We start from the raw sequence: 482 nt of genomic DNA, 5'->3' as shown, positions 1-482 counted from the left end.
GCTGCCGCCGCACCCGCCTCGCCGCCGAAGCCGCCCAGAATCACGTTGAAGAACGAACGGTTCATCGCCTTGCACATGATGTACGACAGGATCGCACCGGATGAGCCGACCAGCGAGCCCGCGATAATCAGCATCGCGTTGTTCAGCGAGAAGCCGATGCCCGCCGCCGCCCAGCCCGAGTACGAGTTCAGCATCGACACCACCACCGGCATGTCCGCGCCGCCGATCGGGATGATGATCAGCACGCCGAGCGCAAACGCGATCAGCGTCATGATGATGAACGGCAGCCACGATTGCGTGAGGAAGAAGATCACGCCGAAGCCGATCATCGCGAGCGCGAGCAGCAGGTTGATCAGATGCTGGCCGGCGTAGACGACGGGCGCGCCCTGGAACAGCCGGAACTTGTACTTGCCCGACAGCTTGCCGAACGCGATGACCGAACCGCTAAAGGTAATCGCGCCGACGAACGTGCCGATGAACAG

At 62.9% G+C, this 482-nt stretch carries 1 protein-coding gene; it reads right to left on the bottom strand.

Annotated elements, in window-relative coordinates; genetic code table 11:
• The coding region (locus H3V53_RS43395; protein ID WP_336603067.1) for an NAD(P)(+) transhydrogenase (Re/Si-specific) subunit beta at positions 1 to 482 on the bottom strand (482 nt) is incomplete at both ends.

Source organism: Paraburkholderia bengalensis (assembly GCF_037126505.1).
Taxonomy (GTDB): Bacteria; Pseudomonadota; Gammaproteobacteria; order Burkholderiales; family Burkholderiaceae; genus Paraburkholderia; species Paraburkholderia bengalensis.
The sequence above is the reverse complement of the archived record's forward strand: the minus strand, read 5'-3'. Positions and strand labels throughout refer to the sequence as shown.